The 12,788-nt window shown below is 41.7% G+C and carries 8 protein-coding genes; all 8 read right to left on the bottom strand.

Features of this window, described 5'->3' with window-relative positions; translation table 11 throughout:
- Positions 1–336: 336 nt before the first annotated feature.
- Positions 337–900: a hypothetical protein gene (locus MTO68_RS01260; protein WP_244014695.1), complete on the bottom strand. Its 564-nt coding sequence runs from the start codon at positions 898–900 to the stop codon at positions 337–339.
- 83 nt (positions 901–983) lie between these two features.
- Positions 984–5,177, bottom strand: a complete 4,194-nt coding sequence (gene rpoC / locus MTO68_RS01255) for a DNA-directed RNA polymerase subunit beta' (protein WP_244014693.1) — start codon at positions 5,175–5,177, stop codon at positions 984–986.
- Between the two features lie 154 nt (positions 5,178–5,331).
- Entirely contained in the window at positions 5,332–9,420 is a 4,089-nt protein-coding gene (gene rpoB, locus MTO68_RS01250; protein ID WP_004718475.1) for a DNA-directed RNA polymerase subunit beta, read from the bottom strand.
- Positions 9,421–9,724: 304 nt separating this feature from the next.
- Positions 9,725–10,090, bottom strand: coding sequence for a 50S ribosomal protein L7/L12 (gene rplL / locus MTO68_RS01245; RefSeq protein WP_004718477.1), 366 nt, complete (start codon positions 10,088–10,090; stop codon positions 9,725–9,727).
- 48 nt (positions 10,091–10,138) lie between these two features.
- The gene (rplJ, locus tag MTO68_RS01240) at positions 10,139–10,645 is read right to left on the bottom strand and encodes a 50S ribosomal protein L10 (protein WP_004718479.1); all 507 of its coding nucleotides are present in this window, start codon (positions 10,643–10,645) and stop codon (positions 10,139–10,141) included.
- Between the two features lie 361 nt (positions 10,646–11,006).
- Positions 11,007–11,702, bottom strand: coding sequence for a 50S ribosomal protein L1 (gene rplA / locus MTO68_RS01235; protein ID WP_004718482.1), 696 nt, complete (start codon positions 11,700–11,702; stop codon positions 11,007–11,009).
- Positions 11,703–11,705: 3 nt separating this feature from the next.
- Entirely contained in the window at positions 11,706–12,134 is a 429-nt protein-coding gene (gene rplK, locus MTO68_RS01230; RefSeq protein WP_004718484.1) for a 50S ribosomal protein L11, read from the bottom strand.
- A gap of 117 nt (positions 12,135–12,251) precedes the next feature.
- Positions 12,252–12,785, bottom strand: coding sequence for a transcription termination/antitermination protein NusG (gene nusG, locus MTO68_RS01225; protein ID WP_004718486.1), 534 nt, complete (start codon positions 12,783–12,785; stop codon positions 12,252–12,254).
- Positions 12,786–12,788 lie beyond the last annotated feature (3 nt).

Below are 12,788 nucleotides of genomic sequence, written 5' to 3'. Positions count from 1 at the left end.
AAACACTAATTTATGGATTAAATTAAATTTTCATGTTGCCATTTGTAGTCTTTGATTATCAAAGATGCACAATCCAATTTAAATAACATTCATGTTAATAAGAAATTATTAGATCGCTTTCATAAAGCAAAAGATGATCATATTGAGTGAATTATATTGGTATTGAAAGTCCCTTCTCGCTTTGGGAGAAGGCTAGGATGAGGGAAATTTCATGTTGATTTATCGTTTTAAAAAAGCGTTATGAAAAAAGCCTATCTTTGAGCAATCACTTTCTAGTTAAATACTTAAAAACAACGGGTTAATCATCAAATAACTCATATTGAATCTTAATTTTGCTTATTTAAATTTTTCTTTGAGAAAACGATAACTTGCATAAACAAGCATTAAGATTGCCAGCTGACTGAACACCAAGAAAAGCATAAAAAAGAGTTCAGCAAAGACAACGCCAAGTTGATAGTGATACAAGGATTGGAATAAATAGCCATTTCGACTTAAACCTATGGTCATATCTTGTTTCGCGAAATGCCATTGCATCATCGAAAAACTAAACCAGATAAACCCAAGAATACATACAACTACAAGCACCGCATCCCACAACTTAAACTGCGCTGTCTGGAGTGTTGTTTGAAGTGTAGTTTGACGCCCTTCTTGCCAAATCATGCAAAATAAAAAAACGGCCCAAATGCTGCTCAATAGCGAAAAATATGCAGTCACCGATACCGTATAAAAAGCCAAGGGACCAAACCTTCCCGTTTGAATCTTTAATTTTTCTGTGATGAATTGAAATACATCGTGCTGCCAATTCATTTCTGGCTGAGCTGGTAAAAACATCAACAAACAGACGGGAACGAACATGACTGCCAGTAAAACTATCCATATATTTCTAATTTTAATTGCCATTTTTAATGTTTGTAACTGAGGTCTACTCAGTATATAAAAAAAGACGCCCTAAGGCGTCTTCTTCATTTCAAAAGCTGTTTAACTTAGAAAGAATCTTCGTTTAAAGCTTGAGAGAATGCTTGATCAACTTCAGAGAAGTCATTTACAAGCTCATGCTCTGCAGCTTCTGCTTCTTGACGACGACGCTCTAAGTGGTATGCAAGACCAGTACCTGCTGGAATCAAGCGACCTACAACAACGTTTTCTTTCAAGCCACGTAAATCATCTTCTTTACCTGTTACAGCCGCTTCAGTTAACACACGAGTTGTTTCCTGGAACGATGCAGCAGAGATGAACGAGTCAGTAGAAAGCGATGCTTTGGTAATACCCATCAATTGACGTTCATACTTCGCAGGGAACTTGTTCTGAGCCAATACCGCTTGGTTTTCGCCCACAACGCGGATGTAATCCACTTGTTCGCCTTTGATAAAGCTTGTATCGCCACCGTCGGTAATGTCAACTTTACGCAACATTTGACGAACGATTACTTCGATATGCTTATCGTTGATTTTTACACCTTGTAAGCGGTAAACGTCTTGAACTTCGTTCACGATGTAGTTGGTTAATGCAACTTCACCTTTCAAACGCAAGATGTCATGTGGGTTTTGTGGACCATCAGAAATGGTTTCACCACGGTTCACATGCTCACCCTCAAACACGTTAATGGTACGCCATTTTGGAATCAACTCTTCATAAATTTCAGAGCCATCATCTGGTGTAATCACTAAACGGTTCTTACCTTTGGTTTCTTTACCAAAGCTTACAACACCTGAGATTTCAGCAAGAATTGCATGTTCTTTCGGCTTACGTGCTTCGAACAAGTCAGCTACACGCGGTAGACCACCGGTAATATCACGAGTACGTGAAGTTTCTTGTGGTACACGACCAATAACGTCACCAACACCGATCGTCTCGCCATCACGAACAGTCACGATCGTGTTTTGTGGCAAGAAGTAGAACTGTTCGCCGCCATCGGTTGTATCCAACACGATTGCAGGACGCAAATCTTTACCAGAAGCAGGACGTGCTGTTACAGGTAAAATTTCAACAGTGGTCATACCTGTTGCATCATCAGTTTTCGATGTTGCAGTTACGCCATCCGAAATTTGGCTGAAGCGTGCTTTACCAGCAACTTCTGTAACCAATGGATGTGTATGTGGATCCCAAGTTGCAACAATACCGCCGCCTACTACAGGTTGACCATCTTTAATCAAGATAGACGCACCGTATGGAAGTTTATAACGCTCACGTTCGCGACCTAAATCATCAGCGATACCGATTTCACCTGAACGTGAAACAGACACCAAGTGACCTTTGGCATGTTGAACAGTTTTAACGTTATGGAAACGAACTGTACCTTTGTTACGTACTTGTACGCTATTTGCAGCAGACGTTCGGCTTGCAGCACCACCTACGTGGAATGTACGCATGGTTAACTGTGTACCAGGTTCACCAATTGATTGCGCAGCCATAACACCGACAGATTCACCTGGATTCACCAAGTGACCACGCGCCAAGTCACGACCATAACATTTAGCACATACACCGAAAGTCGAAGCACAGTTTACAACTGAACGTACTTTAACTTCATCGACACCCGCATCTTCAAGATACGCCGCGATTTTCTCGTCAATCAATGTGTTACGTGGAAGCACAACTTCATCTGAACCCGCTTTTTTCACGTCTTCAGCAGTTACACGTCCTAATACACGTACACTTAATGGCTCAATGACATCGCCACCTTGAATGAACGGAGTCATTACAAGACCTTCAAGCGTACCACAATCTGGCTCAGTAATAACCAAGTCTTGCGCAACGTCGACTAGACGACGTGTCAAATAACCAGAGTTTGCTGTTTTAAGTGCTGTATCGGCCAAACCTTTACGCGCACCATGTGTTGAAATGAAGTACTGAAGTACTGTCAAACCTTCACGGAAATTTGCTTTAATCGGTGTTTCAATGATCGAACCATCTGGTTTCGCCATCAAACCACGCATACCTGCAAGCTGACGAATCTGAGCTGCCGAACCACGGGCACCAGAGTCAGACATCATGTAGATACTGTTGAATGATTTTTGCTTCTCGTCTTCACCCTGTTTGTTTTTAACAGTCGTGAATGACAAGTTGTCCATCATCGCTTTGGCAACTTGGTCGTTAGTACGCGCCCAAATATCGACAACTTTGTTGTAACGCTCACCCGCAGTTACGAAGCCTTGCTCGAATTGTTGTTCAATTTCACGAACTTCAACTTCTGCTTTTTCGATAATTGCTTGTTTTTGTGGCGGAATCAACATGTCTTCCATACCCACAGAAACACCAGAACGTGTTGCTTGACGGAAGCCCAAGTACATCAATTGGTCAGCAAAGATAACTGTATCTTTCAAACCTAATTTACGGTAGCAAGAGTTAATCAACTTAGAGATATTCTTTTTAGTCATCTCAACGTTGATTTGTTGGAAATCCATACCTTCAGGAACAACTTCCCAAAGTAAGCAACGACCAGGTGTCGTATCTACAACAATAGTTTGATGCTCACGGTTACCGTTTTCATCAATCACTGTTTGGTGTACACGTGCTTTTACACGCGCATGTAAGTCAACTTGACCTGTTGCAAGTGCACGGTTTACTTCGTGAGTATCCGCAAACACCATGCCTTCACCTTTGGCATTGATTGCATCACGTGTGATGTAATACAAGCCCAAGACAACGTCCTGAGAAGGTACGATGATCGGCTCACCGTTGGCAGGTGACAAGATGTTGTTGGTCGACATCATTAACGCACGAGCTTCTAATTGAGCTTCAAGTGTTAATGGAACGTGAACCGCCATTTGGTCACCATCGAAGTCGGCGTTAAACGCAGCACAAACGAGTGGGTGTAAACGGATCGCTTTACCTTCAATTAGAATAGGTTCAAATGCTTGAAGACCTAAACGGTGAAGTGTTGGCGCACGGTTCAACATCACTGGATGTTGACGAATTACAGATGCAAGAACGTCCCAAACTTCAGGAGTTTCACGCTCAACCATTTTCTTCGCAGCTTTAATGGTTGTTGCTTGGCCAGAAGCTTGTAGCTTAGCAAAGATAAACGGCTTGAATAATTCAAGTGCCATTTTCTTCGGAAGACCACATTGGTGCAAACGTAAAGTTGGACCTACAGTAATTACCGAACGACCAGAGTAGTCAACACGCTTACCAAGTAAGTTTTGACGGAAACGACCTTGCTTACCTTTGATCATATCTGCCAAAGATTTAAGCGGACGTTTGTTCGAACCGGTAATTGCACGACCACGACGACCATTGTCCAATAACGCATCTACAGACTCTTGTAACATACGTTTTTCGTTACGTACGATAATGTCTGGTGCAGCAAGGTCAAGAAGACGTTTTAAACGGTTGTTACGGTTGATCACACGACGATAAAGATCGTTCAAGTCAGAAGTCGCGAAACGACCACCTTCAAGCGGTACCAACGGGCGAAGATCAGGTGGAAGTACTGGAAGTACATTCATCACCATCCATTCAGGCTTGTTGTTCGACTCTTTGAACGCTTCCATCAACTTCAAACGTTTAGAGGCTTTTTTAAGCTTCGTTTCTGAAGTTGTGTTCGGAATTTCTTCACGTAAACGAGAAATTTCAGCTTCAAGATCGATGTCTTTCAATAAATCTTGAACTGCTTCTGCACCCATTTTCGCGCTGAATTCGTCACCATGTTCTTCTAACGCAGTGAAGTATTCTTCATCGTTAAGAAGTTGGTACTTTTCCATTGGCGTCATGCCAGGATCAGTAACCACATAAGATTCGAAGTACAATACACGTTCGATATCACGTAAAGTCATATCAAGTAATAAACCGATACGGCTTGGTAATGATTTCAAGAACCAAATATGCGCAACTGGAGAAGCAAGCTCGATGTGACCCATACGCTCACGACGAACTTTTGCAGTTGTTACTTCAACGCCACATTTTTCACAAATGACGCCTTTATATTTCATACGCTTGTATTTACCACACAAGCATTCGTAATCTTTTACTGGACCAAAGATTTTGGCACAGAATAAACCATCACGTTCTGGTTTAAACGTACGATAGTTAATGGTTTCTGGCTTTTTAACTTCACCGTGAGACCATGACTTAATCATTTCTGGTGACGCAAGACCAATACGGATACGGTCAAACTCTACTGGAGCGTGACCATCTGAATCCGTCTTTTTGCGCATGATATCGAGCAAGTCTTTCAATTTTTTTCTCCGTGTGTCGAAGCGCTTTTCAGGCTAAGACTGGGTCACAAATATTGTTTTTTCACTGAATTTTAATCCCCCTTGATCCCCCTTTTTCTAAGGGGGAAAGTCCCTCTTTCATAAAGAGGGATTTAGGGAGATTCAATGGTGAAGTTTAGTCACCATTTTTCAGTTCAATGTTGATACCTAAAGAACGGATCTCTTTGGTCAATACGTTAAACGATTCAGGCATACCCGGATCCATATAATGGTTACCATCTACGATGTTCTTATAGATGCGAGTACGACCTTCAACGTCATCCGACTTCACAGTAAGCATTTCTTGAAGTGTATAAGCAGCACCATAAGCTTCTAGTGCCCAGACTTCCATCTCACCGAAACGCTGACCACCGAATTGTGCTTTACCACCAAGCGGTTGTTGAGTTACAAGTGAATAAGAACCAGTAGAACGTGCATGCATCTTGTCATCAACCAAATGGTTCAACTTGAGCATGTACATATAACCAACAGTTACTGGGCGGTCAAAACGCTCACCTGTACGTCCGTCATACAATACTGTTTGACCTGTACGTGAGATACCACCAAGCTCAAGTAACTCTTTGATCTGACTTTCTTCTGCACCATCAAATACTGGCGTAGCTAAAGGAACACCTTTACGCAAGTTACCTGATAACACCAAGATTTCTTCATCAGTTAAGCTATCAAGATCTTCTTGCTCGCCACCAACTTTGTTATAAATCTTGTCTAAGAAATCACGAAGCTCAAGAACGGTACGTTGCTCTTTCATCATCTTGTCGATCTTATCGCCAAGACCTTTTGCAGCCATACCTAAGTGAGTTTCAAGAATCTGACCCACGTTCATACGTGATGGTACACCCAATGGGTTAAGTACGACATCAACTGGAACACCATGGATGTCATGCGGCATGTCTTCAACAGGCAAGATGTTTGATACAACACCTTTGTTACCGTGACGACCCGCCATTTTATCACCAGGCTGGATACGACGTTTTACAGCTAAGTAAACTTTAACAACTTTCAAGACACCTGTTGTAAGCTCATCACCTGTAGAAAGTTTGCGTTTTTTCTCAGCAAATTTCTCATCAATCTCGTAGCTCTTCTCTTTCAAGAACACTTGAATTTGAGTTAAGCGTTCAGCGATGCCTTCGTCTGTTGGTTGAACTTCTAAAAGATCAACAAGCTCTAAACCAGACAATACATCTTCAGATAGCTTATCGCCGCGCTTGGTCGTACCGCCGCCATTCGACTCTTGGCCTTTTAACAAACGGATAATACGTTCACGAGCAGCTTCTTCGAAGATTTTGAATTCTTCTTTCAAGTCTTTACGGTAAGCATCAAGTTGCGCTTTCTCAATCGCTTGAGCACGTTCATCTTTCTCGATACCGTCACGTGTAAACACTTGAACGTCGATGACTGTACCTTTAACGCTTGAAGAAACACGTAAAGATGAATCTTTAACGTCTGCCGCTTTCTCACCAAAGATTGCACGAAGTAATTTTTCTTCAGGGGTTAATTGTGTTTCACCTTTAGGTGTCACTTTACCAACAAGAATATCACCCGCTGCAACTTCAGCACCGATATAAACAATACCTGATTCATCAAGTTTAGATAACGCTGCTTCACCTACGTTAGGAATATCGGCAGTGATTTCTTCCGCACCTAACTTCGTATCACGCGCAACACATGATAATTCTTGAATATGAATTGACGTTAAACGATCTTCTTGAAGCACGCGTTCAGATAATAAAATCGAGTCTTCGTAGTTATAACCGTTCCAAGTCATGAACGCGACACGCATGTTCTGACCCAATGCTAATTCACCACCATCAGTTGATGGACCATCAGCAAGAACGTCACCACGGCCGACTTTATCGCCCATGCTCACAAGCACTTTTTGGTTAATACATGTGTTTTGGTTTGAACGCGTGTATTTGATCAAGTTGTAGATATCTACACCTGCTTCACCCGCGATCATTTCATCTTCGTTGACACGAATAACCACACGTGATGCATCTACAAACTCAATGCGTCCGCCACGTTTCGCGATCACACATACACCAGAGTCGTGCGCTACATTTGCTTCCATGCCGGTACCCACAAGTGGTTTATCAGCAAGCAAAGTAGGAACAGCCTGACGTTGCATGTTTGAACCCATCAATGCACGGTTGGCATCATCGTGTTCAAGGAATGGAATAAGTGATGCTGCGACAGATACAACCTGTTGAGCAGATACATCCATATGCGTCACTTTTTCAGGTGGCATACGAACGAAGTCACCTTGGTGACGTACTGAAACGAAGTCTTCTGTTAAATGTCCATCTTTATCCAATGCAGAATCGGCCTGTGCAATAACAGTACCTACTTCTTCAATTGCAGATAAATATTCAACATCATCTGTTACACGACCATCAACAACGCGACGGTATGGTGTTTCCAAGAAACCGAAGTTGTTCGCTTTTGCATAAACAGAAAGCGAGTTGATCAAACCAATGTTTGGTCCTTCAGGAGTTTCAATTGGACATACACGGCCATAGTGAGTTTGATGTACGTCACGTACTTCAAAGCCCGCACGTTCACGTGTCAAACCACCAGGCCCAAGCGCAGATACACGACGTTTGTGTGTAATTTCTGACAACGGGTTGTTTTGATCCATAAACTGTGACAATTGGCTTGAACCAAAGAATTCTTTGATTGCAGCAGCAACTGGTTTCGCATTGATCAAATCTTGTGGAGACAAGTTATCTGTTTCAGCTTGGTTTAAACGCTCTTTAACAGCACGTTCAACACGAACTAAACCAACACGGAATTGGTTTTCTGTCATTTCACCAACAGAACGTACGCGACGGTTACCCAAGTGATCGATATCGTCGACTTCACCTTTACCGTTACGAATTTCTACCAGTGTTTTCAGTACATCAATGATGTCATCGTTAGAAAGAATACCTTCTACTTCACGAGACTTCTGATCTGTACCTACTTCGTAAGGACGACCCAAACGACGGTTAAACTTCATACGACCCACAGGCGATAAATCATAACGCTCTGTAGAGAAGAATAAGTTATTGAATAAGTTTTCAGCCGCTTCTTTCGTTGGTGGCTCACCTGGACGCATCACTTTGTAGATTTCTACAAGTGCTTCTTCACGACCAGATGTTGTATCTGCACGTAAGGTGTCAGCAACAAAAGAACCACGATCGATGTCATTGGTGAACAGGATATTAAATTGTTTAATACCACCTTCAGCAATTCTGACCAAAATCTCATGACTTAATACAGTGTTAGCAGTAATTACTTCACCGTCTTTAAGTACGATATCTTCAGCAGTAATACGCTCATACAAATATTCATCTGGAACTGGAAGTTTAGTTAAACCAGCAGCTTCCATTTGACGTACATGGCGAGCATTAATACGTTTACCTTGTTCAACAATGGCTTTACCATCATTGTCCACGATATCAAATTGAGCCATTTCACCACGAAGACGTTCAGGCACAAGGTCAATCTGATAGCTACCCATATCAAGATATACAGGTACTTTTTCGTAGAACATATTCAGAATTTGTTCATTGCTATAGCTCAATGCACGTAACACAACAGTCGCAAGCAATTTACGACGACGGTCAATACGTACAAAGACTAAATCTTTAGCATCAAACTCAAAATCTAACCATGAACCACGATAAGGAATAATACGTGCTGAATAAAGCACTTTACCGCTTGAATGCGTTTTACCTTTATCATGGTCAAAGAATACGCCTGGTGAACGGTGTAATTGAGATACGATTACACGCTCAGTACCATTGATGACAAAGGTACCATTCTCAGTCATGAGTGGCATTTCACCCATGTACACTTCTTGTTCACGTACGTCTTTAATAGATTTCGTTTCACGATCTTTGATGATCAAACGAATTTTAACGCGCATTGGTGCCGCAAAGGTTGAGCCACGAAGAATACATTCGCGAACATCAAACTCTGGTTTACCAAGACTATACTCAACGAATTCTAAAGCAGCATTGCCCGAATAACTTTCAATAGGAAAAACTGAACGAAATGCAGCTTGGAGACCGATATCTTCGCGATTTTTTGGTGTTTTGCCGTCTTGCAAGAATGTTCTGTACGAGTCGACTTGAATCGAGAGCAGGTACGGAGCATGCATGACTTGGGGCAATTTACCAAAATTCTTACGGATCCGTTTCTTTTCGGTATATGAGTATGCCATCTGGAGTCCTCGGAAAGTAAACTAAGTCCGCCTGCAGAACGAACTTAGAAGGAATTACGCAGGTCGATATGACCACCACTTTTATACAAATGCTGCAAATTTCAGTGGTACAAAACGCTTAGCAATATTTTTAAAATGGAAAAATATTGGTAAGCGTTTGATTGTGTTTATTTATTTTTAAAATTGATGGTTTTTCTACCAATCAATCTAAAATCGAGCCGATTATTGTAACGCAAAAAGGCTGATGACCCAAGAGCCATCAGCCAATTTTTGGGGTCAAATTAAAATTCGACCCCTAGCGAAATTACTTAACAGTAACTGTAGCACCAGTTTCTTCAAGTTTTTTCTTAAGTTCTTCAGCTTCTTCTTTAGAAACGCCTTCTTTAAGATTTGAAGGAGCGCCTTCTACTAAGTCTTTAGCTTCTTTCAAGCCAAGACCAGTAACTTCACGTACTGCTTTAATTACAGCAACTTTGTTAGCACCGAAAGAAGTCAATTCAACATTGAATTCTGATTGCTCTTCAGCAACAGCAGCAGCAGGACCTGCAGCTACAGCTACAGCAGCAGCTGATACGTTGAATTTCTCTTCGAAAGCAGAGATAAGTTCAACAAGTTCAAGAACAGTTTTTTCAGCAACTGCGTTTAAGATTTCTTCGTTAGTTAAAGCCATGAGAATAACTCCAAATGGATATTGAATGGTGTGTGAAATTTATTAAGCTTATGCAGCTTCTGACTCGTTTTTCTCTTTGAGCGCTGTAATAAGGCGACCCAATTTCGAAATAGGAGCTTGAAGAACATTGGCAAGCATAGTAAGTGCTTTTTCTTGGTTCGGAAGATTCGCGATAACGCTAACGTCAGCACCTTGATAAAGTTTGCCGTCAAATGCAGCAGCTTTAAGTTCAAATGCTTTGTTAGTTTTAGCAAATTCTTCAAACAAGCGAGCAGCTGCGCCCATGTCATCTTCAGAAGTTGAAAAAGCTAGAATAGTTGGACCAACAAGGTTTTCGTCTAAGATATCAAATTGAGTACCTTCGAAAGCACGTTTAGCCAAAGTGTTACGCACGATACGTGTCTTAACACCTAACTTACGAGCTTCAACACGAAGTGTAGTCAATTGTTCAACTGTTAAACCTTGGTAGTCAGCAACAACAGCAGCAAACGCGGTAGAAGCAACTTCATTTACTTCCGCAACGATCTGTTTTTTGTCTTCGATAAGAAGAGCCATTGTAAAACCTCCTAACGGTGATTTATGCAATCCACGGACTGCACTCCCAATTCGTAAATCAATCTCTTGACTTACACGCGGAGGAGGAATCAATCACACCACCGCGTCTACTCAGACTGGTATTTTAAGAAGCGAATCCGAAGACTCCCCTCGCCTGAGGTCTTTGACGCTGATAAATTTACATCTATCAATTCAAAGTCCGCCTGATGATCAACAAAGCAATGCTTTATCAATCCACAAGAAGAAAAGCTCAACCTCAATAGAAGTCATCACTCTTTCTTGCGTAAAATTTGAAGTAACACTTCAAATTTTACTCAGGACTTTAAAATTCTTTTATCGCAATATAATTATTGAAAAATAATTATTTAGAAACGTTTTGTACATCAACAACAAGACCAGGACCCATAGTTGAGCTCAAAGTGATCTTTTGGATGTAGATACCTTTAGAAGTCGCAGGTTTTGCTTTCTTAAGGTCAGCGATAAGCGCTTCAACGTTTGAACGAACAGCTTCAGCAGTGAAACCTACTTGACCGATCGCAGCGTGGATGATACCCGCTTTGTCTACACGGTAACGTGCTTGACCAGCTTTTGCATTTTTAACTGCAGTTGCTACGTCAGGAGTTACAGTACCCACTTTAGGGTTTGGCATTAAGCCACGTGGACCAAGGATCGTACCTAACTTACCAACAACACGCATTGCATCTGGAGCAGCAATCACAACGTCGAAGTCTAAGTTACCCGCTTGAATGCTTTCAGCAAGATCATCAAAACCAACGATGTCCGCGCCTTCAGCTTTAGCAGCTTCAGCAGCAGCGCCTTGAGCAAACACAGCAACACGTACAGTTTTACCAGTACCTGCAGGAAGTGTAGTCGCGCCACGAACAACTTGGTCAGATTTACGAGGATCAACACCTAGGTTTACCGCAACATCCAAAGATTCTTTGAATTTTGCAGCAGGTAGGCTGCTAAGAACTTGTACTGCTTCTTCCAAAGTGTAAACTTTGTTTGCTTCAATAGCTGCAGCAATGGCTTTTTGACGTTTAGTTAACTTTGCCATGTCTTATAGCTCCACTTCCAAGCCCATAGAACGCGCAGAACCAGCAATGGTACGTACACGTGCGTCTAAATCAGCACCAGTTAAATCTGGTTCTTTAGTAGTCGCAATTTCTTCTAACTGAGCGCGAGTCAACTTACCAACTTTAGTTTTGTTTGGTACAGCAGAACCCTTTTGGATACCAGCAGCTTTCTTAAGAAGAATCGCAGCAGGTGGAGTTTTCATGATGAATGTGAACGACTTATCGTTGTACACAGTGATCACTACAGGAATTGGAAGACCTTGTTCAACTTTTTGTGTAGCAGCATTGAATTCTTTACAGAATGCCATGATGTTAACACCACGTTGACCTAGTGCAGGACCAATCGGTGGAGATGGATTCGCTTTACCAGCTGGAACTTGCAGCTTGATATAGCCGTCAATCTTCTTAGCCATTTCAAATTACCTCTGGGTACAAACGCCTTTTAGAGCTCCCCAACATTTCAAGTAACGATACCGTTACAACAACAATGCCCGATCCATAACAAATCGGGCGCTTTCAAACAGTGCAAATTAAATTGTTTTTTCGACTTGGCGAAATTCCAATTCAACTTGAGTTGGTCGATTAAATACATTAATCGTCAACGTTAAACGTGATTTTTCGTACTGAACTTCTTCCACCACACCTTTAAAGTCTGTGAATGGACCGTCAGTAACAAGTAATTCTTCACCCGGCTCAAACATCGTCTTAGGACGAGGTGCTTCACCTTTATTGTGTACACGTGCAAGAATCGCATCAGCTTCTTTTTGCGTAATTGGTGCTGGCTTTTCAGCTGTACCACCGATGAAACCTAATACTTTTGGACATTCTTTAACAATGTGCCAAGTTTCATCATTCATTTCCATTTCGACTAACACATAGCCAGGAAAGAATTTACGCTCTGATTTACGTTTCTTACCATCCTTCATCTCTACCACTTCTTCGGTAGGAACAAGGACTTCACCAAAACTATCAGCAACAGCGCTACGCTGGATTCGATCATTAAGTGAACGCATCACTTGTTTTTCATAACCTGAATAGGCATGAATAATGTACCAACGTTTCATAGC

Source organism: Acinetobacter sp. NyZ410 (genome assembly GCF_022828975.1).
Classification (GTDB): Bacteria; Pseudomonadota; Gammaproteobacteria; order Pseudomonadales; family Moraxellaceae; genus Acinetobacter; species Acinetobacter guillouiae.
The sequence above is the reverse complement of the archived record's forward strand: the minus strand, read 5'-3'. Positions and strand labels throughout refer to the sequence as shown.

Coding starts and splice junctions, on each gene's coding strand:
- MTO68_RS01260 (WP_244014695.1), bottom strand. CDS start 900: ATGGCAATTAAAATTAGAAATATATGGATAGTTTTACTGGCAGTCATG.
- rpoB (WP_004718475.1), bottom strand. CDS start 9,420: ATGGCATACTCATATACCGAAAAGAAACGGATCCGTAAGAATTTTGGT.
- rplL (WP_004718477.1), bottom strand. CDS start 10,090: ATGGCTTTAACTAACGAAGAAATCTTAAACGCAGTTGCTGAAAAAACT.
- rplJ (WP_004718479.1), bottom strand. CDS start 10,645: ATGGCTCTTCTTATCGAAGACAAAAAACAGATCGTTGCGGAAGTAAAT.
- rplA (WP_004718482.1), bottom strand. CDS start 11,702: ATGGCAAAGTTAACTAAACGTCAAAAAGCCATTGCTGCAGCTATTGAA.
- rplK (WP_004718484.1), bottom strand. CDS start 12,134: ATGGCTAAGAAGATTGACGGCTATATCAAGCTGCAAGTTCCAGCTGGT.
- nusG (WP_004718486.1), bottom strand. CDS start 12,785: ATGAAACGTTGGTACATTATTCATGCCTATTCAGGTTATGAAAAACAA.